Genomic DNA, 19336 nt, shown 5'->3' on the forward strand with positions numbered 1-19336 from the left:
CACTCGCGCGGATGACAGCATCGTCCGCGAACGGCATGGGCGACGGGGGTCGGGGGTCCGCGGGTGGGTGGCTTTGTTCTGCTGCGGCTGCGCGCCCACCGGCTGCTGGTGCTGGCAGCCGTCTGCACCATGGTGCTCACCACCGCCGCGCTCACCGCGCTGGCCGGCTACGGCAACGCGGTCGACGACGCGGGCATCAGACACGCGCTGCAGGTGGCGGACCGGTCGGCCACGCCGCTGCTGCTGAGCGAGTTCGCCCCGCGCACCCAGGACAACGGCAGGACCACCGCGCTGTCCGCGGCCCACCGTGCCTTTCCCGGGCTCCCGGTCAGCCTCGACACGCTCTCGCGTTCGGACTCGCTCGGCCTGCCGCTCCGGCCCGGCCAGGCGGCGGACAACGCCGACCTGGTCACGGTGGCCGACCTGGACCGCTCCCGGCTGCGGCTGATCGCCGGTCAGTGGCCGAGCGGCAGCGCGGTCGACGGGGTCCTCGACGCCGCCGTCCCCGTCACAGCCGCCGCACGCTTCGAAGCCGCGAACCAGTCCGCGGCCGCGGCCGCCGTCGGGACCCGGGTCCACGTCACCGACCGCTTCACCCACGGAGCGCTCACCCTCCACATCGTCGGCGTCTACACCCCGACGGACATCACCGACCCCTACTGGCGGCTGGACCCCCTCGGCGGGCACGGGCGGCAGGCGGGCACCGCGTACGTCAGCGCCGTCTACGGGCCGCTGCTCGTCGACGACCGGGCCTTCTCCGCGCAGTCGGTCGCCCAGAGCTCCGTCGCCTACGCCGCTCTCGCCGACTTCCGCCACATCCGGGCCGACCAGCTCGACGCCCTCGCCCGGGCGACCCGCGGCGTCGTCGGCGTCGGGCCCTCGCCGGGGCACGTGGGCCCGTTCTCGGCACAGAGCCAGCTACAGGGCCTGATCTCCACCCTGCAGCGCTCGATGCTGGTGGCCAGGTCGACGCTGCTCGTCGTCGGACTCCAGCTCGTCCTGCTGGCCGCCATGACGCTGCTGCTGGCCGCCAGGCTCCTGGCCGAGGAGCGGGACGCGGAGAACATGCTGCTGCGGGCGCGCGGCGCCACGCCCCGACGGATCATCAGGCTCGCCGCCACCGAGGGGCTGCTGCTGGCCCTGCCCGGCGCCGCGCTGGCGCCCCTGCTGTCCGGACCGCTGCTGCGGCTGCTGGGTTCCTTCGGCCCGCTGCACCGGGCCGGGCTCAGCCTCGACACCGGCCCGACGGCGACCTCCTGGGCCGCCGCCGCGGTCGCCGCCCTGGTCTGCGCCCTGCTGGTCACCGCCCCCACGCTGGCCCGCTACCGGACCTTCACCGAGGCGCGCGCCCGGCGCGGGCGCCGCGGCGCCCGCCCCGAGCTGCTGCGCGGCGGGGCGGACCTGGCCCTGCTCGCCCTGGCCGTCCTGGGCTACCTGCAGTTGCGGCACTACGCCGACAGCAGTTCGGGCTCGGGCGTGATCACCGACAACGCCTCGGGCACCCCGGGCATCGATCCCCTGCTGGTCGCCGCCCCGACGCTGGCGCTGGCGGCGGGCGCGGTGCTGACGCTGCGACTTCTGCCGCCGCTGAGCCGGATCGGCGAGCGGCTGGCGACGCGCGGCCGGGGGCTGCCCGCCGCGCTCACCGGCTGGCAGCTGGCCCGACGCCCGCAGCGCGGCGCGGGTCCGGTGCTGGCGCTCGCCCTCGCCGCCGCGATCGGCACGCTCGCGATCGGACAGAGTGCGACCTGGCTCCGATCGCAGGACGAGCAGGCCGACTACCGGACCGGAGCCGACCTGCGACTGACCGCACTGCACACCACCGCCTTCGGCCAGGGCGGCGCGCTCGCCTCCGTGCCGGGGGTGACCAGGGCCGTGCCGGTGCACCGCGAGACGCTGGTGCTGAACAACGGCATGCTCGGCGAGATGATCGCCCTCGACACGGGGGCGCTGTCCCACGAGCTCCCGCTCCGCGGCGACCTGACGGTCAGCCCGGCCAAGGCCACGCCGGAGGCCCTGCTCGCCCCCCTGGCGTCCGAGCCCGTCCCGCCCGCGCAGGCCGGCATCGCGCTGCCCGGCCGCCCCCGGATCCTCTCCTTCTCCGTGCGGACCAGGGCGGCAGTCCCGCAGGGCGGCGTCCCCGCCGCGCCGTCGGGCCAGGACGTCTCGGACGACTTCAGCGTCCAGCTGACGGACAGCCAGGGCCAGGTGTGGCCCTTCCCCGTCGGCTCGCTGCCCGAGGACGGAGCCGTGCACACGCTCACCCTGGACCTGGCGGCCGCCGCAGGGAGCGGCTCCCCGGCCTACCCGCTGACCCTCAGCGGCTTCGGCTTCGTCGTCCCCTACACCCAGGCGACCGGGACGGATCCGAACCCGGCCGGCCGTGCGGTCGACGCGTCCGTGGTCGCGGTCACCGCCGACGGCGTCGCCACGACAACGCCGGCCGGGCTCGGCTGGCACAGCGTCGCCGACTGGAGCGCCGCGACGACCGACGCCCCGGACGGCGGGCCACCCGCCTGCACCCAGGGCACCACCGCGGACGGCCGGGCCTCCGGGACCGCCCCGCTCGACGTCACCCTCACCACCGGGGTCTGCGGCGCCGGTCGGACCAACCCCTCGGGCGCCCCGCTCACCGTCCTGCTCCTGGTGACCCCGTCGACCACCCGCTCGGTCGCCGAGCCGCTGCCCGCCGTGGTGGACCAGCGTTTCCTTGACGCGACACGGAGCAGAGTCGGCTCGGTGCTGAATCCGCAGGCCTCCCTCTCGGGCCTGCGGATCCGGATCGTCGGAGTGGTCTCGGTGCTGCCCGGCGTCGGCGCCGAGGCCGAGCAGGGGCTCAACGGATCCACCCTGGACTCGGGCACCGCCTTCGGCGGGTCGAACCCGACCGACTACGGCGGCGCGATCCTGATCGACCTGCCCTCCTACGCCTGGTACTTCACCGGCAACGCGGCCGGCGACCGGACGGATCCCCCGCGACCCAACGAGTGGTGGCTCACCACCGCGCCGGGCACGGAGCGGCAGGCGGCGGCCGTCCTGCGGGCGCGACCGGACATCGGCCTGGTCTTCGGCCGCACCGAGACCGCCGACTCGCTGCGCCAGGACCCGCTGGGCAGCGGACCCCTGGCGGCCATGTTCGCGGCGGTCGCACTGGCCGTGGCACTGTCCGCCATCGGCTTCGGCACCGACGCCGCGGGCGCGATCCGGCAGCGGGCCGGGGAGTTCGCGGTGCTCTCCGCCCTCGGGCTCCGTCGCCGCCGGCTCGCCCGCTCGACCGCGGTGGAGCTGGTCATCCCGGTGGTGCTCGGGCTCGGCGTCGGGGTCGCGCTGGGCGAGGTGCTGACCCGGCTGATCGTCCCGCTGCTGGTGCTGACCTCCGAGGCGGACCGGCCCACTCCGCCGGTGCAGGTCGACATACCCGTCGGCACGCTGCTGCTCCTGCTCGCCGGGATCGCGGCGGTGCCCGTGCTGGTGGCGGCCTTCGCCGGGTTCCGGGGCGGCGACACCGCCCGCCGACTGCGGCAGCCCGAGGAGTCCTGATGCGCCTTCCCCTCCCGACGCGCCACGGCTCCCGCCCCGGCTCCCGCTCCTCCGAGGGGGTGCCGTGGGTGTCCACCCGACTGCGGCACGGCCCGGCCTTCGCCTTCGGGCTCGGGCTGCTGGTGCTGGCCTGCACCTTCCTCGCGGCGGCCCTGCCGCTGGGTCTGAACCGCTACCAGAGCTCGGCGCTGCACACGACGGTGGCCCACGCGCCGCTCGAGAACCGCTCGCTGCAGGCCGCGCCCGCGTTCGCCGGAGACCCCGACGGCAGCGCCACGGACACGTCGGCAACCCACGTGCCGCCGCTGACCGGCCTGTCGCCGCAGAGCGACGCCGCCGCGGTCACCGCCGAGATGGCGCAGGTGACCGCAGAGATCCGCTCGCAGATCGGCGCCCCGTTGACGGTCCAGGACGCGGACGTCTCCTACGGCGTGCACTCGACCGCCGAGGACGGACACTTCCACGGTCTGCCGGTGCAGAACGCCCCCGGCGCGCCGCAACTCCCCGCGCCGAACGGGATCGCTCCGCACCTGACCGTCGGCTGGCAGCCGGCGCAGCGTCTGGCGCTGCTCTCCGGCCGGCTGCCCGGCGCGCCCCGGATGAACGCCGGAGCCGACGGGCTGCCGACCGTGGCCGGGGTGCTGGAGCTGGCCGTCAGTCACAGCACGGCCGCGGCGATGCACTGGTCGGTCGGCAGCCGGATCTCGGTCTCCCTGGGCAGGAACGCGCACGCCGGTGCGGTGTCCGCCGAGGTGGTCGGGGTCTACCGCGATCCCACCGCACAGCAGGCCGGTGCCGCCTACTGGGCGGGCGAGCCCCGGCTCGGCACGCCCGAACTGGCCGTCTACTCGACGCGCACGGACCGCTTCGAGTACTGGCACGTGGAGGCCCTGGTCGCCCCGGGCGCGGTGCCCGCCCTGTCGGAGTTCGGCGGTTCGCAGGCGTACTGGTGGCTCCCGTTCGACGGGACCCGGCTCGACAACGCACAGATCCCGGCCGCCAAGGCGATGCTGGACTCGCTGGTCAACGGCGACCGGGCGCAGCAACTGAGCCAGTTCCGGCAGCTTCCCGGCGGCGTCGTCGTCCAGAGCGGCTTCGGACGGGTGCTGGACACCTTCGGCCGGCAGCGTGACGCCCTCACGCCGCTGGTCACCGTCGGGGTCGCCGGCACGGCCGGGACCGCGGTCGCGGTCCTGCTGATGGTCTTCGGCTGGGCGGGCGAGCGGCGCGCCGAGGAGTTGGCGCTGCTGCGGGCGCGAGGGGCGGGGCTCCCCTTCCTGCTGCTCCGGCTGATCGCCGAGGCGGCGGCGTGCACGGTGCCCGCCGCGCTGCTCGGCATCGCGCTGGCACTGGTCCTGCTGCCCGGTCGGACACGCTCCGCCGCGCTCGTCTGCGGAGCAGCGGTCTGGTTGGTGGCCACCCTGGCCGGCCCGGTGCTGATCCTGGCCCGACACCGCCGGCTCCAGGCGACACGCTCGGACCTGACGCTGCGCCGGACCTCGCGCCGACGGGCCGTGCTGGAACTCCTGGTGCTGGTGCTGACCGTGGCCGCCGTGGTGGCGCTGCACCGACGCGGCCTGGCTCCCACCGGCGGCACGGGTCTGGATCCGCTGACCGCGGCAGCCCCGCTGTTGCTGGCCACCGCGGGCGCGGTGGTGCTGGTCCGCGCCTTCCCGCTGCCGCTGCGGCTCGCGGCCCGCCCCGTCGCCCGCCGACGCGGCGCGGTCGGCTTCCTCGGCCTGGCCCGGTCCGGCCGCGCCCCCGCCGCGGGCACCCTGCTGCCGCTGCTGGCCCTGCTGCTGGCGCTGACGACGACGGTCTTCGGCGAGACCGTGCTCAGCGGGGTCGCCGCAGCGCGCGACCTCACCACCCTGAACGCGCTCGGCGCGGACGCGCGGGTCGCGACCGCGAACGTCGGCCTCGACCCCTCCCTCGTCGCGGCGCTGCGCACCGCGCCCGGGGTGCGGCTCGCCACCGGAGTGGTGACGGACGCCCAGGCCTCCGCGAACACCTCAGGCCTGGCCGCCGCGACGCTGGTACTGGTCGACCCGGTTTCCTACGCCCGCATGGCCCGGGCCACCGGTCTGGGCCCGTTCGACCCGAAGCTGCTCGCCGGCGGCACCGGGAGCGGGCAGCCGATCCCGCTGCTCGCCTCACCCGGCGCGGCCGTCACCCTGGGCCGGGGCACGCAGGAGCTCGACTCCTCCTTCGGCGGCCTGACCGTGCGGATCGCGGCCGTGATCCCGAGCACGCCGGCGGCGCCCCAGGGCGACTTCATGATCGCCCCGGCCGAGCCGGTCCTGGCTCTGCAGCAGGCGGCCTTCCACGTGCGATCGACCCCGAACGTGGTGCTGCTCGCCGGTCCCGTCGACGCGGCCGCCGTGCACCGGCTGACGAACGCGTCCGCACAGCAGGCGCTGCTCGCGGTGGGCCTGCGCTCGGAGCTGCGGGCCCAGCTCGACGCGGCGCCGCTGCCCGCGGGCGCGTCCACGGTGTTCCGCTCGGCCGTGGTGGCCACGACGCTCCTGGCCCTGCTGGCCGTCGTCCTCTCGCTGCTCCAGGCCGCGCCGGCCCGGGCCGCGCTGCTGGCGCGGCTGCGCACGATGGGCCTGCGTCCGCGGCAGGGCTACGCCCTGATCCTGACGGAGACGCTGCCGATGGTGCTGCTGTCGGGCGTGGCGGGCTCGGCGCTGGGCGCGGCGGCGGTCCCGCTGCTGGGCTCGGGCGTGGATCTGGGCACCCTGTCGGGCTCGCTCGACGGCCCGCTGATCAACATCGCCCACGCGGCTCCGGCCGTGCGGTGGGCGGACGTGTTCCTGCCCGCCGGGGTGCTGCTGGTCCTGGCGGTGGCGGTGGTGGCGGTCGAGGCCGCGCTGATCGGAAGGCGCCAGATCGGCGCCCAGTTGAGGGCAGGTGACAGGGCATGAGTTCGACCGCGCAGGACAGCCGGCACGAGGTCACGCTGGACGAGCTGCGGGCCCGGGTCGCGACGGACCGGGAGCGTCCGCAGTACGGCCACGACGCGCTGATCGTCTGCGAGCGGCTGGTCCGGATCTACCGGACCGAGGGCGTCGAGGTGCAGGCTCTCCAGGGCCTCGACCTCACGGTGGCCAAGGGCGAGCTGATGGCCCTGGTCGGGGCCTCCGGCAGCGGCAAGTCGACGCTGCTGCAGATCCTGGCCGGTCTGGACGTCCCGACGGCGGGCAAGGCGCGGGTCGGCGACAGCGATCTGCTGGCGATGGACGCGAAGGCGCGGCTGCGGTACCGCCGCGAGGTCGTCGGCTTCGTCTGGCAGCAGACCGCGCGCAACCTGCTGCCGTTCCTGACGGCCCGCCAGAACGTCCAGCTCCCGATGCGGCTGACCCGCGCGGCGCGGGGGGCCTCCCGCCGGGCCGGGCGGACGCGGGCGCTGGAGCTGCTGGAACTGCTGGGCGTCGGCGACTGCCGCGACCGCCGGCCCGACCAGCTGTCCGGCGGGCAGCAGCAGCGGGTCGCGATCGCGGTGGCGCTGGCGAACCGGCCCGAGGTGCTGCTCGCGGACGAGCCGACGGGCGAGCTGGACTCGGAGACGGGCGCGCAGATCTTCGAGGCCTTCCGCCGGGTGAATGCCGAGCTGAGCTCGACCGTGGTGATCGTCACCCACGACCCGCTCGTCGCCGGCGAGGTCCGCCGCACGGTCGCGGTCCGCGACGGCCGCGCCGCGATGGAGGTCCTGCGCCGGACGTCCACGGACGCGGACGGCACGGAGTCGATCATCGAACGCGAGTACGCGATGCTGGACCGCGCGGGCCGCGTCCAGCTGCCGCGCGCCTTCATGGAAGCCCTCGGCATGGAACACCGGGTCGAACTCACCCTCGACCCCGACCACGTCAAACTCTGGCCGGAACACCGCGCCGAGTCCTGAGCCGCACCACGCGACGGCGGGCGCGTGGCACTGCCCCGGGGGCGCGAGGAACTGCGCGAGGAACCACCCTGCGCGGATGGCCCTGAACATGGAGGACCACCGGCTCGTCAGTGGCTTGTCGCGCAGTTCCCCGCCCCGACAGTGCAACTACCGCACGAGGTGGGCGTTGACCGCGCGGGCCTCGGCGGCGAGGGCGGGGAGTTCGAGGACCGTCGCGCCGGAGGCCTCCAGGAGTTCGACGCCCTGGCAGTCCGCGACGAAGAGCGCGGGCTCGCGCCACGCGAGGACGACGCGGCCGACGCCCGCGGCGCGGACGAGCTCGGCGCAGGGGGACGGGCGGGAGGCGCGGACCGAGCAGGGTTCCAGCGTGGAGTAGATCGTCGCCGTGCGCAGGCGGGGATCGGTGAGGTCGAGCTTGGCCAGCGCCGCCTCCTCCGCGTGGACCTTGTCGTCGCCGCCCTCGCGGCTGTGGCCGCGAGCCAGCTCCGCGCCGTCCGCGGCGACGATCACCGCGCCGACCGAGTACGCCGTCTCCGACCGCGGGCACTCCCGCGACAGCGCGATCGCGACCCGCATCCAGTCCATGTCCGCCTCGGTCACCCGCGCCGCGTCCGAGCGCCGCGCCGCGTACCGCAGGACCGTCAGATCCCCCAGCACGTCCGCGCCCAGCAGCGTCATCCGGTGCAGCGCGTCCTGCGGGAACGGCGAGACTCCCGGCGGGGCGAACCGCGGGGCGGCGGCGTCGCCGACGAAGAAGGGGGCGACCGCGAGCTGGATCTCGTCCACCAGACCCGCCGTCAGGAAGAGCGTCTGGATCGCGCCGCCGCCCTCGATCATCAGCCGGCGTACTCCCCGCGCCGCCAGCTCGTCCAGGACCCGCGCGGGGTCCAACGACGGTCCGGTGCCCACGACCTCCGCCGCCGCGCCCAGTTCCGCGCGCAGTCCACCGACCGCCTCGTCCGGCGCGAGGACCAGCTTCGCGCCGCCGCTCTGCCACAGGCGCAGGTCCGCGGAGAGACCGCCGCTGCCGGCGAGCGCGACCTTGAGCGGGTGGGCGGGCAGGCCGCGCGCCTCGCGCGCGGCGCGGCGGGCCGGGTCACGGACCTCGAGCCGCGGGTCGTCGGCCCGCAACGTGCCCGCGCCGACCAGGACGGCGTCGCTCTCGGAGCGCAGACGGTCCACCCGGTCGAAGTCCTCGGACGAGGAGAGCAGGAGCCTTTCGGGCGATGCGTCGTCGATATGCCCGTCGATTGACATGGCCGCGCTGATCAGCACGGACGGGCGCGTGGGCAGAGGCTGCTGACTCATGTCCTGCTGCAACGATCGTGTCCTTCTCGGTATGCCCCGACTTCTTGGCAGCACACGCAAAGTAGTGCCACACTCACTTCACGTTATCTTCACGAACTGCAAAATGGGGGAACGGCCTCCGCGACGGAATGGGAACCGTCCGCACTGGGCCGAACGTGGGTAGTTGCGTGTGACACACACCACGCCCGGGGACACATGTCGGAAGTCAACCGCCTCAGCGTCTCGAATCCTCGCGCGTGCTCGGCCCAGGCCGCCCGACCGTGATGTGAGTCGACGTCAGTCGATGCCAGACGTCAGCAGGCATTGCCCGCAGGGGGATGAATGAACGGGGGACGTTCGTGCGTTGGCTGATCTCGTCGAGTCTGCGGCTGGCCGCCGCAGTCGTGGTGGCGGCGCTGGTGGTGATGGGGCTCGGCGTGAACTCCCTGCGTCACGCCGCCGTCGACACGCTGCCTGAGTTCCTGCCGCCCCAGATCCAGGTGCAGACGGAGGCGCTGGGGCTGTCCGCCAACGAGGTGGAGCAGCTGATCACCGTGCCGATGGAGGACGAGCTCAACGGGCTCCCCTTCCTCGACCATCTGCGCTCCCAGTCGCTGCCCGGCCTGTCCGCCATCGAGCTGACCTTCAAGCCGGGCACCGACATCTACCAGGCTCGTCAGCTCACGCACGAGCGCGTCGCGCAGGGCCCCGCCGTGGTCAACATCGGCACCCCGCCGGTGATGATCCAGCCGCTCTCCGCCGAGTCCAGAGCCATGATGATCGGCCTGTCCTCGTCCACGGTCAGCCCGATCGACCTGTCCACGCTGGCGCGCTGGCGGATCAGGCCTCGGCTGCTGGCCGTTCCCGGCGTCGCCAACGTCACCATCTGGGGGCAGCGTGACCAGCAGCTCCAGGTGCTGGTCGACCCGGCGAGGCTGCACGCCAAGGGCGTGACGCTGTCCCAGGTCATCAACACCGCGGGCGACGCGATGTGGACCTCGCCGCTGACCTTCGTCGAGGCGTCCTCCCCCGGCGCGGACGGCTTCATCGACACCCCCAACCAGCGTCTCTCGGTGCAGCACCTGCTGCCCATCTCCACCCCCGCGGACCTGGCCAAGGTCCCGATCGAAGCCGACGTCGGCGTGAGCAAGCTCAAGCTCGGCGACGTCTCCACGGTCGTCGAGGACCACCCCGCCCTGCGCGGCGACGCCGTGCTGACCTCGCAGTCCCCCGACGGCACCGGCTTCCTGCTGGTGGTGGAGAAGTTCCCCGGCGCCAACACCCTGGCCGTGGACAAGGGCGTCCGGCAGGCGATGGCCGAACTGCAGCCCGGCCTGTCCGGGGTGACCATCGACACGCAGGTCTTCACCCCCGCCTCCTACATCGACTCCGCCCTGGCCAACCTCGGCTGGGCCGCGCTGGCCGGGCTGGTGCTGCTGGTGGCCTGGTTCGGGCTGGCCTGGCGGTCCTGGCGGGTCGCCCTGCTCGGCCTCGTCGCGGTCGCGCTGCCGCTGATCACCGCGGGCTGGGTGCTGGAGCTGCGCGGCTCGACCTTCACCACGCTGACCCTGGCCGGGCTGGCCGTCGCCCTGGCGATCGTGGTCGACGACGCCGTCTCCGCGATGGCGGCGCTCCGGCGCGGCCTGGACGTGCCCGATCCCGACGGCGCCACGGCCGGCTCCCGCGAGTCCCGCGGCGCGGCGATCACCGAGGCGCTGCTCGGCGTGCGCCGTCCGCTGGGCTACGCGCTCGCGGTGGTGCTCCTCGCGGCCGTCCCGCTGCTGGTGATCCCCGGCAGCAACGGCCAGCTGACCCGGCCGATGCTCTTCACCTACCTGCTCACGGTCGTGGCGGCCACCGCCGTCGCCCTGACCGTCACCCCGGCGCTAGCGCTGCTGCTGCTCCGCCGCGCGCCCGAGCGGCGGGCCGCGCCGCCGGTCGCGCGCTGGATGGAGGCCGCCTACGACCGGATCGGTCCGGCCCTCGCCCGGCGGCGCGCCGGAGCGGTCGCGCTGACCGCGGTGCTGGGGCTGGCCGCGCTGGCGATCATCCCGCAGTTCGGCCACGGCGGGCTGCTGCCCGTCCCGCAGGACCGCGACCTGCTGGTGCAGTGGAGCGCCGCACCCGGCACCTCGCTGCCGGCGATGCGGCAGACCACCGAGGCGGCCGGCGCCGAGCTGCGCGGCGTCGCCGGGGTCACCAACGTCGCCAGCGACATCGGGCAGGCGCTGCTGGGCGACCAGATCGTCAGCGTCGACTCGGCGCAGACCTGGATCTCCGTCTCCAAGAGCGCGGACTACGGCCGCACCAAGGACGCGATCGCGACCGTCCTGTCGCACTACCCGGCCCTGCGCCACCAGCTCCTGACGTACGCGCAGACCGCGCTGGCCGAGGCTCCCCGGTCGGACACCGGGCCCGGCGGCACCGCGCCGCTGACCGTCCGTCTCTACGGAACGGACTGGGCGGCGCTGACGGCACAGGCGGACCGTCTGCGCTCGGTCGTCGACGGCGTCTCCGGTGTGAGCGGCGCGACGGTGCACGAGCCGACGCAGGAGCCGTCGATCACCATCGACACGGACGTGGACAAGGCCGCGAGGTACGGTCTCAAGCCCGGCGACGTGCGGCGCGCGACGGCCGTGCTGATCTCCGGCATCCCGGTCGGCAGCTACTACCAGCAGCAGCAGATCTTCGACGTCGCGGTGTGGAGCGTCCCGGCCGTCAGGTCGAGCCTCGCCGACGTCCAGAACCTGCTGCTGGACACCCCGAGCGGCGGCCAGGTCGCGCTGAAGGACGTGGCGAGCGTCAGCATCACGCCCGCCCCGACCGAGATCGACCACGACCAGGCCTCGCGCTACCTCGACATCACCGCGAACGTGCGCGGCACGGACCTGGACACCGCGGTGTCGCGGGTGAAGACGGCGGTGCTCGGGGTGAGCCTGCCGCTCGGCTATCACGCGGAGGTCACCAGCGGTCTGCAGGAGCAGCAGAGCGACGCGCTGCGGCTGATCCTGGTCGCGATCGGCTGCGCGCTGGGCGTGCTGCTGCTCTTCCAGGCGGCGTTCCGGAGCTGGTCGCGGGCGCTGGTGCTACTGCTGTCGCTGCCGCTCTCGCTGGCGGGCGGCGTACTGACGGCGCTGATCGCCGGGCGGGACCTGTCCGCCGGCGAGCTGATCGGCTTCCTCGGCGTGCTGGCCCTGGCCGTCCGCGGCGGGCTGCTCGTGCTGCGCCGGGCCCAGGACCTGGAGCGCGACGGCCGCCACGACGCGGCGCTGCGCGCGGCCAGGGAGGCGGCGTTCCCGGTGACCACCTCGGCGGTGGGCCTGGTGCTGCTGGTCCTGCCGTTCACGGTGCGCGGCGACGTCCCCGGGCTGGAGCTGGTCCGTCCGCTCTCCCTGGTCCTGATCGGCGGCGCGGTCTCCAGCACCCTGGTCACCCTGCTCCTCCTTCCCGCCTTCGCGGGCCGGGGCGGCGGGGGCGAGGGCAGCGACGAGGGCCTCTTCCGCACCCCGGACTCCGGCTTCGACGCGAGCGGCCTCACACCGGCTCTGTCGGGCGCGAGCGCGGGCGGAGCGATCGGCGGCCCGTCGGGCCCCGGCAGCTCCTCGGGATCCGGAGGCTCCTCCGGCTCCGGCGGCTCCGCGCGCTCGAACGACGCGGCGACGGCGGGTGGCTCGGAGGAGGCGGGCTCGGCCGACGCGTCGGATTCCCCGGCCGAGGCGCGCGATCCGGACGGCGGTGTCGGCCGGAACGGCAGCGGCGGTCCGAACGGCCACAACGGCCGGAACGGCGACGGCACGGCGAACGGCGGCGAGGCGTCCGCTCCCGCCGAGGCCGACAGGGAGTCGGAGTCCGCCGAGGCAGAGGAAGGCGCCAGCCGATGACACCACGTCAGCGAGGGGCGCGCACCGCGCTCGCCGGGCTGGCGTGCGTGGTGACGCTCACCCTCACCGTCACCGGCTGCGGGCCCAGGAGCGAGACGCCGCACGATCCGGCCCCGGCCACGCTGCTTCCGGTCCCGGGGAGCGGCGGAGGCGGCCCGACCGGCGCGGCCAACGGCGCACCCGCGCCGGCGGAGTCCGGGTACGGGGCGGTGCACCGGGTCGCGCTCACGCCGCTGGCCTTCCAGCGCCTGGGCATCCGCACGGTCCCCGCCCAGCGCGTCGGCGCCGGCCAGGAGCTCGTGCCGATCACCGCGGTGATCTACGACCCGAACGGAGTCCCCTGGGTCTACGTGCCCGTCGGGACCCGCACCTACCAGCGACAGGCCATCACCATCCAGCGCTACGAGGGCGACAAGGTCGTCCTCAGCCGCGGTCCCTCCGCGGGCACGCCGGTCGTCGTGGTCGCCGCCGCCGAGCTTCTCGGCACCGAGTACGGAGTCGGGGAGGAATAGTCGTGGCGCAGCTGAGGTGCAGCGAAGGTGGGGGGCCTTCGCAGCGAGGAACGAGCGGAGCAGGCACCCCGCCGCAGCGGAACCGAAGCGGAGCACGACGGAAGGGGCAGTCGTGGCGCAGCTGAGGTGCAGCGAAGGTGGGGGGCCTTCGCAGCGAGGAACGAGCGGAGCAGGCACCCCGCCGCAGCGGAACCGAAGCGGAGCACGACGGAAGGGGCAGTCGTGGCGCAGCTGAGGTGCAGCGAAGGTGGGGGGCCTTCGCAGCGAGGAACGAGCGGAGCAGGCACCCCGCCGCAGCGGAACCGAAGCGGAGCACGACGGAAGGGGCAGTCGTGGCGCAGCTGAGGTGCAGCGAAGGTGGGGGGCCTTCGCAGCGAGGAACGAGCGGAGCACGACGGGAGGGGCAGCCGTGACCGCACCACGGGGGGAGAGCAAGCGCCGCGAGGGGGCGCGGGGCGGGGTGATGCGCGCCATCGTCGCCTGGAGCCTCAATTTCCGGTTCCTGGTCGTCGCCGCCGCCGTCGCACTGATGACCGTCGGCATCGCCAGCGTGGGCAGCACGCCCGTCGACGTGTTCCCCGAGTTCGCGCCGCCGCAGGTGGAGATCCAGACCGAGAGCCTCGGCCTGTCCACCTCCGACGTCGAGAAGCTCGTCACCGTCCCGCTCGAACTGGCCATGAACGGCATGCCGGGCCTGACCCAGATGCGTTCCACGTCCGTTCCGCAGCTCTCGTCCATCGTCATGGTCTTCTCGCCGAGCACGGACCTGCTGCACGCGCGCCAGCTGGTGCAGGAGCGGCTGGCGACGGTCAGGCCCACGCTGCCGCGCTGGGCCAGCCCGCCGGTGATGCTCGCGCCCGTCTCGGCCACCGCCCGTGTCCTGCAGATCGGCATGACCGCCAGCGGCAACGGCCCCGACGGCAAGCCGATGACCCCGATGCAGCTCTCCCAGCTCGCCTACTGGACCATCAAGCCCCGGCTGCTGCACGTCGACGGCGTCGCCGACGTCTCAATCTGGAACCAGCGCCCTGAGGCGTTCCAGGTCCAGGTGGACCCGGCCAGGATGACCGCGCAGAAGGTGACCCTCGACGACGTCGAGCGGACCACCTCCGACGCGCTCGACTCCGGCGCGCTGCAGTTCTCCACCGGCTCCGTGGTCGGCGCCGGCGGCTTCCTGGACGGCACGCCGGGCCTGCCCGACCAGCGGCTGCCGATCGCGCACCAGCTCTCCATCCAGACCCCGGCCGACCTGGCCAAGGTTCCGCTGGAGGACCAGGCCGCCAACGGCAGGACGGTGACGCTCGGCCAGATCGGCACGGTCGTGCAGGGCTACCAGCCGCTGATCGGGGACGCCGTGATCAACGGCAAGCCCGGCATCCTGCTGGTGGTCGAGAAGCTGCCCTGGGGCAACACTCTCAAGATCACCTCCGGGGTCGACGACGCGCTGAAGGCCATGCAGCCGGGCCTGCAGGGGGTCGCCTTCGACAACCACATCTTCCGGCCGGCCGACTTCATCGACGACTCCGTGCACAACCTGCTGGACTCGCTGCTGCTCGGCTTCCTGCTGGTCGTGGTGATCCTGGTGCTCTTCCTCTTCGAGTGGCGGGTCGCGCTGATCAGCCTGGTCAGCATCCCGCTGTCGCTGACGGCGGCCGTGCTGGTGCTGCGGCTGGTGGGGGCGACCGTCAACACCATGGTGCTGGCGGGACTGATCATCGCGCTGGGCGCGGTGGTCGACGACGCGATCATCGACGTCGAGAACATCCTGAGACGTCTGAGAATCGCCCGCAGAACCGGCACCGACGAGGGCGGCGGACAGCGGTCCACCGCCCGGATCATCCTCGGCGCCTCGCTGGAGGTCCGCAGCCCGATCGTCTACGCCACGCTGATCATCGTGGCCGCCGCGATCCCGGTGTTCATGCTGCACGGCCTGACCGCCGCCTTCTTCCGGCCGCTCGCCTTCGCCTACACACTCGCCATCCTGGCCTCGATGGCCGTCGCGCTGACCGTCACCCCGGCCCTGACCCTGATCCTGCTGCGCCGGGCCAAGCTCAAGCGCTTCCAGTCCCCGCTGGTGCGGGTGCTGCGGCGCTGGTACTCCCGGATGCTGGACCGGATCGTGGCGCGGCCCTTCGCGGCCTACGGCGTCTTCGCGGCCATCGTGCTGTGCGGGGCCCTGATCGCGCCGCAGCTCGGGCAGTCGCTCTTCCCCAGCTTCCAGCAGCGTGACCTGCTGATCCACTGGGACGCCATCCCCGGCACCTCCGACGACGAGGTGCTGCGCACCACCACGCAGCTGAACGCGGAGCTGAAGGCGATCCCCGGGGTGGAGGACTTCGGCGCGCACATCGGCCGGGCGCCGCAGGGCGAGGAGATCGTCGGCATCAACGCGGCCGAGGTGTGGATCCACATCTCGCCGAAGGTCGACTACGACAGGACGGTCGACAAGGTGCGCGCCGTCGTCGACAGCTATCCGGGCCTCTACCGGGACGTCGAGACCTACCTGAACGAGCGCATCGAGGAGGTGCTGAGCGGCTCGAAGCAGGCCGTCACGGTCCGCGTCTACGGCCAGGACCTGGGCGCGATGCGGAACACCGCGCAGTCGGTGCTCAACCAGGTCGCCTCGGTGCAGGGCGTGGTCGACCCGCACATGGACCTCTCGGTGGACACGCCGCAGATCCAGGTGAACGTCGATCTGGCGAAGGCCGCGAAGTACGGGCTGAAGCCCGGCGACGTCCGGCGTCAGGCCGCGACCGTCGTGGCCGGGCAGGAGATGGGCAACGTCTTCGAGAACAACCAGGTCTACGGCGTCTACGTGTGGAGCGTCCCGTCCGCGAGGAACAACGCGGGCGCGATCAGCAACCTCCAGCTGGACACCCCGGCCGGCGGCCACGTGCGGCTGGGCGATCTGGCGACGGTGCAGCTCGCGCCGGACCCGTACCTGATCACCCGTGAGGACAACTCCCGCTACATCGACGTCGGCGCGAACGTGCAGGGACGCGACCTGTCGGCGGTGGTCTCGGACATCCAGAACAAGCTGAAGACCGTCCAGGTGCCGCGCGGCTCCCACTACTCGCTGCTCGGCGAGTACCAGGAGCGGCAGCAGGCGCAGAACAGCCTGCTGACCACGGCACTGCTGGCCGGGGTGGCGATCATGCTGCTGCTCCAGCTCGCCTTCGGCTCCTGGCGACTGGCCGCGCTGCTCTTCATCACGCTGCCGATGGCGCTGGTGGGCGGCCTGATCGCGATCTGGCTCGGCGGCGCGGAGGTGACGATCGGGGCGCTGGTCGGCTTCTTCACGGTCTTCGGGATCGCCGCGCGCAACGGCATCCTGATGATCAATCACTGCCAGCATCTGGAACGCGAGGAGGACATGCCCTTCGGTCCCGACCTCGTGGTCAGGGGCGCCAGCGAGCGGCTCGCGCCGATCCTGATGACCTCGCTGGCGACGGCGCTGGCGCTGGTGCCGCTGGTGATCGCCGGCGACCAGCCGGGCCGGGAGATCGAGTACCCGCTGGCCATCGTGATCCTGGGCGGACTGGCGAGCTCCACGCTGCTGACGCTCTTCGTGGTGCCCTCGCTCTACCTCCGCTTCGGGCGGCGCGACACGGGTTCGCCCGCGGGCCGCGCAGAGCTGGAGACCGCGGCCGGCCACCCCTGACGGAGGTCACCGACGGCCGGTCGCCGAGCGGGCTCAGGCCCGCTCGGCGATGCCGTCCAGCACCATGGTCAGGTACTGGCGGGCGATCTCCTCCGGGCTGTGGCGTCCGCCCGGGCGGTACCAGGAGGCGGCGACCCAGACCGTGTCGCGGACGAAGCGGTAGGTCAGCCGGATGTCCAGGTCGGCGCGGAAGACGCCGTCGGCGACGCCGCGTTCGAGGGTGCGCAGCCAGGCCTTCTCGAACTTCTGCTGCGACTCGGCCAGGAAGGCGAAGCGCGGCTGGGGTGCGAGCTGCTTGGACTCCTTCTGGTAGATCGCGACCGCCGCGCGGTGCCGGTCGATCTCCCTGAACGACTCGACGACCAGGGCCTCCAGCGTCTGCCGCGGGCCGAGATCCGCGTCGAGCACGGCGTCGTAGCCGGTCCAGAGCTCGCCGAGGAAGCGGCTCAGGATCTCCTCCAGCATCGACTCCTTGGAGTCGAAGTGGTAGTAGAGGCTGCCGGCCAGCATGCCGGCCTGGTCGGCGATCTTGCGGACCGTCGTGGCGTTGTAGCCCTGCTCGGCGAAGACCTCGGCGGCGGTGTCCAGGATCTCCTGGCGCCGCGCGGGGGCCGCGGATCCCTGCGCCGGGCTCGCGGCCTGGCTCTTGCTCTTCTGCGTACTCGGCACCCGTCCATTGTCCCTGCCGACGTCACCGCGGTTCACCCGACCGGTGCCTGTGGACGACTCGACGCTCGCCCCCGGCTCGACTAACCTACCAAACACTTGTTAGGTCCGATCACTCGAGCTCGGTCGTCATCGGGTGGGGGTCGCCGCATGGATCCGTCGTCGCTCGACGGGAAGGTCGTCGTCATCACCGGCGCGGCGCGTGGTCAGGGCGCGGTCGAGGCCCGGCTGTGCGCGGAGGCCGGGGCCCGCGTCGTGCTCACGGACGTGCTGGAGGAACAGGGCCGGGCCACGGCCCGGGCTCTGGGAGCCGCCGCCCTCTTCGTGCCGCACGACGTCACGGACGCGAAGCAGTGGTCGGCCGTGGCCGACGCGGCGGTCTCGGCCTTCGGCCGCCTCGACGGCCTGGTCAACAACGCGGCCGTGTGGCGTACCGCCACGATCGAGGCGGAGACGCGGGAGAGCTTCGAGTCGCTGCTCCAGGTCAACCTGATCGGACCGTTCCTCGGGATCCAGGCGGTGCTGCCGGAGCTCCGCCGCGCGGGCGGCGGCTCGATCGTCAACATCTCCTCGACGGCGGGCCTGGTCGGCATACCCCGTCACGCGGCCTACGGATCCACGAAGTTCGCCCTGCGCGGGCTGACCCGCTCCAGCGCGCTGGATCTCGGTCCGGACCGGATCCGGGTCAACTCGGTGCACCCCGGCGCGATCGAGACGCCGATGGTCGGGGCGGCCACGCCCGGCCGCGACTGGTCGCATCTCGCGCTGGGCCGGATCGGACAGCCGGAGGAGGTGGCCGGGCTCGTCCGCTTCCTGCTGTCCGACGCCGCGTCCTACATCACCGGCGCCGAGTTCACCGTCGACGGAGGGATGACCACCGCATGACCACGTCCGAGACTCCGCCAGAGGCTTCGGACCGGCTCTCGCCGGCCGCTCGCGCGCTGTGCGACCTGCTGGCGTCGGCCTTTCCCGATCCGGCGCGCGAGCCGCTCACCGTCGCCTCGATGCGGGCCGCGGCCAGGGCGGGCGTCCCGACGGACGGCAGGCCGAGCGGGCCGGTGCTCGCCGAGGTGCGCGACCTCGGCGCGGGCGGGTCCGTGCCGGTGCCGATGCGGCTCTACCGGCCGGACACCGCGGCCGGCCGACCGCTGCTGGTCTTCCTGCACGGCGGCGGCTTCGTGATCTGCGATCTGGACACCCACGACCGCACCGCCAGGGAGCTCGCCCACCGCACCGGCGCGGCGGTCCTCTCCGTCGACTACCGGCTCGCACCGGAGCATCCCTTCCCCGCGGCGGCGGAGGACGCCCTCGCCGCCCTGTCCTGGGCGGTCGCCCACGCGGCGGAGCTGGGCTGCGATCCGGCACGCGTCTTCGTCGGCGGCGACTCGGCCGGCGGGAACCTCGCCGTCGGCGCGGCGCTCGGGCTGCGGGACGCGGGAGGTCCGGCGCTCGCGGGGCAACTGCTGATCTACCCCTCCGTCCAGCAGGACGTGGCGGGCGGCTCGGCGGAGGAGTTCGCCCAGGGGTACTTCATGACGATCGACCACATCCGGTGGTTCTCCCGCCAGTACCTGGGCCCGTCCGGGGACCCGTACGACCCCCGGGCCTCCCCCGTGCTCGCCGCCGATCTCGCCGGGCTGCCGCCGGCCCTGCTGGTCGTCGCCGACTGCGACACCCTGCGGGACCAGGCCCTCGCCTACGCACGCCGGCTGGCGGCGGCGGGCGTCCCGGCGGAGGTGCAGCTGCACCCGGGCGTGTTCCACGGCTTCCTCGGCGTACTGGGCGCGTTGCCGGAGGCCGAGTCGGCGCTGGCGGGCGCGGCGTCCTGGCTGCGGCGGCGGGCCGGGCAGACATGAGCGGCCGCGGCCTGCGGGCCGGGTCCGCC

Annotated in this window: 10 protein-coding genes; 8 read left to right on the forward strand and 2 right to left on the reverse strand. The window is 73.8% G+C overall.

What is annotated here, in order from left to right; all coding sequences use genetic code 11:
• Positions 1-63: 63 nt before the first annotated feature.
• The 3 genes from BS83_RS21255 to BS83_RS21265 are packed head-to-tail and all read left to right on the forward strand — an operon-like array spanning position 64 to position 7444.
• A complete protein-coding gene (locus BS83_RS21255; RefSeq protein ID WP_037605222.1) occupies positions 64-3540 on the forward strand; it encodes an FtsX-like permease family protein in 3477 nt (1158 codons plus the stop codon).
• On the forward strand, positions 3540-6467 hold the full coding sequence (locus BS83_RS21260) for an FtsX-like permease family protein (RefSeq protein ID WP_037605223.1): 2928 nt from the start codon (positions 3540-3542) through the stop codon (positions 6465-6467). The genes BS83_RS21255 and BS83_RS21260 overlap by 1 nt, the downstream gene beginning before the upstream one ends.
• Positions 6464-7444 (forward strand): ABC transporter ATP-binding protein, encoded by a 981-nt coding sequence (locus BS83_RS21265; RefSeq protein ID WP_037605224.1) that lies wholly within the window; start codon positions 6464-6466, stop codon positions 7442-7444. The genes BS83_RS21260 and BS83_RS21265 overlap by 4 nt, the downstream gene beginning before the upstream one ends.
• A 147-nt stretch (positions 7445-7591) precedes the next feature.
• Here the strand turns inward: BS83_RS21265 and BS83_RS21270 are convergent, their stop codons facing one another.
• Positions 7592-8752, reverse strand: a complete 1161-nt coding sequence (locus BS83_RS21270) for a dihydrofolate reductase family protein (protein WP_232248441.1) — start codon at positions 8750-8752, stop codon at positions 7592-7594.
• Positions 8753-9090: 338 nt separating this feature from the next.
• On the opposite strand from BS83_RS21270, the gene BS83_RS21275 reads away from it, so the two are divergent.
• From BS83_RS21275 to BS83_RS21285, 3 genes are all read left to right on the forward strand, one after another.
• Positions 9091-12612, forward strand: a complete 3522-nt coding sequence (locus BS83_RS21275) for an efflux RND transporter permease subunit (RefSeq protein ID WP_051943515.1) — start codon at positions 9091-9093, stop codon at positions 12610-12612.
• Positions 12609-13124: a hypothetical protein gene (locus tag BS83_RS42000; protein WP_051943517.1), complete on the forward strand. Its 516-nt coding sequence runs from the start codon at positions 12609-12611 to the stop codon at positions 13122-13124. Before BS83_RS21275 ends, BS83_RS42000 begins: the two co-directional genes overlap by 4 nt.
• 409 nt (positions 13125-13533) lie before the next feature.
• A complete protein-coding gene (locus tag BS83_RS21285; protein WP_198035273.1) occupies positions 13534-16785 on the forward strand; it encodes an efflux RND transporter permease subunit in 3252 nt (1083 codons plus the stop codon).
• Between the two features lie 33 nt (positions 16786-16818).
• On the opposite strand, the gene BS83_RS21290 is transcribed toward BS83_RS21285, so the two are convergent.
• Positions 16819-17454 carry a TetR/AcrR family transcriptional regulator gene (locus BS83_RS21290; protein ID WP_037605225.1) on the reverse strand — a complete coding sequence of 212 codons (636 nt, stop codon included), beginning with the start codon at positions 17452-17454 and terminating at the stop codon, positions 16819-16821.
• 147 nt (positions 17455-17601) lie between these two features.
• Between BS83_RS21290 and BS83_RS21295 the strand changes: the two genes are divergently transcribed.
• Positions 17602-18336 (forward strand): glucose 1-dehydrogenase, encoded by a 735-nt coding sequence (locus BS83_RS21295; protein WP_037605226.1) that lies wholly within the window; start codon positions 17602-17604, stop codon positions 18334-18336.
• A complete protein-coding gene (locus tag BS83_RS48940) occupies positions 18333-19307 on the forward strand; it encodes an alpha/beta hydrolase (protein WP_051943521.1) in 975 nt (324 codons plus the stop codon). The genes BS83_RS21295 and BS83_RS48940 overlap by 4 nt, the downstream gene beginning before the upstream one ends.
• Positions 19308-19336 lie beyond the last annotated feature (29 nt).

Origin of the sequence: Streptacidiphilus rugosus AM-16 (assembly GCF_000744655.1) — a bacterium.
Lineage (GTDB): Bacteria > Actinomycetota > Actinomycetes > Streptomycetales > Streptomycetaceae > Streptacidiphilus > Streptacidiphilus rugosus.